Consider the following 1,936-nt stretch of genomic DNA (forward strand, 5'->3'; position numbering starts at 1 on the left):
TGTCCAAAATTAGTTGACCAGTTCAAGCTCGCTCCTACAGAAGAGATCGCTAGCCTTTAGATCCCCTGCGGAGTCTCTTCACCACCCAGCGCTTCAACCAGCGCCGGCAGGAAGTCGCCGAAGGTCAGCATCATCAGGGTGAAGCTGGCGTCCAGTTGGCCCAGGGCTTCGTCGCCGCCATCCTGTTCCGCCTGGTCTTGCAGCAGGTCTTCGAACTTCAGGCGCTTGACCACCATCTTGTCGTCGAGGACGAATGACAGTTTGTCCTGCCAGGCCAGGGACAGCTGGGTGACCACTTTGCCGGTGCTCAGGTGCAACTGGATTTCTTCGCTGGTCAGGTCCTGACGCTTGCAACGCACAATGCCGCCGTCTTCGTGGGTGTCGCGCAGTTCGCACTCGTCCAGTACAAAGAAATCGTCCGCGGCTTTCTGCGTGGTGACCCACTCGGTCATGGTAGCGGTCGGGGACATTTTCACGGTCAGCGGACGCACCGGCAGGGTGCCGATCACTTCGCGCAAGGTCGACAGCAAGTCTTCGGCGCGTTTCGGGCTGGCGGAGTTGACCAGGATCAGACCCTGTTTGGGCGCGATGGCAGCAAAGGTCGACGAGCGGCGGATAAAGGCGCGAGGCAGGAAGGCCTGGATGATTTCATCCTTGATCTGATCCCGTTCCTTCTTATAGACCTTGCGCATTTGCTCGGCTTCGATCTCTTCGACCTTTTCCTTGACCGCGTCACGCACGACGCTGCCCGGCAAAATACGTTCTTCCTTGCGCGCGGACACCAGCAGGAAGTCACCGCTGACGTGCACCAGCGGCGCATCTTCGCCTTTGCCGAACGGCGCGACGAAACCGTAGGTGGTCAACTCCTGGCTTGCACATGGACGCGCCAGTTTGGTGGCCAGTGCAGTTTCCAACGCCTCGGCATCAACAGGCAGATCTTGGGTCAGGCGATAGATAAGCAGGTTTTTGAACCACATGGGGTGAGTCTCTCCTTTATACAAAGGGGGGCATTATTGTCTTCGCCGTGCCATAGGCCAACCTTTCTCTAAGCCTTTGGAAGGCCTGAGAAAATTATTTTAAAAAGTGCTTGCCAGAGGTTGGGTCGCTCCGTAGAATGCGCGCCACACCGAAGCGAAGGGTGATTAGCTCAGCTGGGAGAGCGTCTGCCTTACAAGCAGAATGTCGGCGGTTCGATCCCGTCATCACCCACCATTCGTTTTCAGTGTTACGCGCAGCGGTAGTTCAGTCGGTTAGAATACCGGCCTGTCACGCCGGGGGTCGCGGGTTCGAGTCCCGTCCGCTGCGCCATATTCGGTAACCTGGAACACTGAACGCCAGGTCGCCACGGAAAAGCCCGCTGATGCGGGCTTTTTTCTGCCTCAAGTTTGACTGTTGTTCCTGTGGGTTGCATCGCTTCACCGGTTTTTAGATTTTTTTGAAAAAAACTTCAAATAAATCAACACTTTATAAAAACCTGTGGCATAATGTGCCCCGCAAAGAAGGTAAAGGGTGATTAGCTCAGCTGGGAGAGCGTCTGCCTTACAAGCAGAATGTCGGCGGTTCGATCCCGTCATCACCCACCACTTTCAACGCTACGCGCAGCGGTAGTTCAGTCGGTTAGAATACCGGCCTGTCACGCCGGGGGTCGCGGGTTCGAGTCCCGTCCGCTGCGCCATATTCGGTAACCTGGAACACTGAACGCCAGGTCACCACAGAAAGCCCGCCTTGTGCGGGCTTTTTGCTGTCCTGGATTTGGCTTTCCTCGCTCCCTGTAGGAGCGAGCCAGCTCGCGAAGGACGTTAACGATAACGCGTAATTTCAGATGCCCTGAGGCGCCCATGGTTTTTTCGCGAGCAAGCTCGCTCCTACAGTCCGGCATTGCGGGCGTGACGGTAGTCGCTGACGGCTTCATACACGGCTTTGCGCAGGCGATTGA

Annotated in this window: 1 protein-coding gene and 4 tRNA genes; 4 read left to right on the plus strand and 1 reads right to left on the minus strand. The window is 56.7% G+C overall.

The window, feature by feature from the left end; translation table 11 throughout:
* Positions 1-56: 56 nt before the first annotated feature.
* Positions 57-977, minus strand: coding sequence for a recombination-associated protein RdgC (rdgC, locus tag PMI29_RS03795; RefSeq protein ID WP_007969735.1), 921 nt, complete (start codon positions 975-977; stop codon positions 57-59).
* Positions 978-1,136: 159 nt separating this feature from the next.
* Here rdgC and PMI29_RS03790 point away from each other — a divergent pair.
* From PMI29_RS03790 to PMI29_RS03775, 4 genes are all read left to right on the plus strand, one after another.
* Positions 1,137-1,212 (plus strand) — tRNA-Val (locus PMI29_RS03790).
* A gap of 19 nt (positions 1,213-1,231) precedes the next feature.
* Positions 1,232-1,308: transfer RNA gene (locus PMI29_RS03785), tRNA-Asp, on the plus strand.
* A gap of 199 nt (positions 1,309-1,507) precedes the next feature.
* Positions 1,508-1,583, plus strand: a tRNA-Val gene (locus PMI29_RS03780).
* 15 nt (positions 1,584-1,598) lie between these two features.
* A tRNA-Asp gene (locus PMI29_RS03775) sits at positions 1,599-1,675 on the plus strand.
* The last annotated feature ends 261 nt before the right edge of the window (positions 1,676-1,936 follow it).

This window comes from Pseudomonas sp. GM49 (genome assembly GCF_000282355.1).
Taxonomy (GTDB): domain Bacteria; phylum Pseudomonadota; class Gammaproteobacteria; order Pseudomonadales; family Pseudomonadaceae; genus Aquipseudomonas.

Excerpts from the sequence above, each read along its gene's own strand:
- rdgC (WP_007969735.1), bottom strand. The coding sequence starts at position 977 with ATGTGGTTCAAAAACCTGCTTATCTATCGCCTGACCCAAGATCTGCCT.